Here is a 228-nt window from a genome sequence, read left to right on the forward strand (position 1 = left end):
GGAGGACGCGTGGGCCGAGGGGCGGACCGTGGACTCCAATGCGTACGCCCGCGTCGGCTACCACCGGGGGCTGGACGCGCTGCGCCGGGCGGGGTGGCGCGGCGCCGGCCCGGTGCCGTACGCCCACGTGCCCAACCGCGGCTTCCTGCGCGCCCTGTACGCGCTGGGCTGCGCGGCCGCCGGGCTTGGGGGGGCCGGGGAGGTCGAGCGCATCCGCACCCTCCTTCG

The 228-nt window shown here is 79.4% G+C and carries 1 protein-coding gene; it reads left to right on the forward strand.

From position 1 onward, the window contains the following. Positions 1–228: DUF3151 family protein (locus KVS67_RS13845; protein ID WP_217565622.1), on the forward strand; the 228-nt coding region annotated here is incomplete at both ends.

Source organism: Micrococcus sp. GbtcB5 (assembly GCF_019091605.1).
GTDB lineage: Bacteria > Actinomycetota > Actinomycetes > Actinomycetales > Micrococcaceae > Micrococcus > Micrococcus luteus.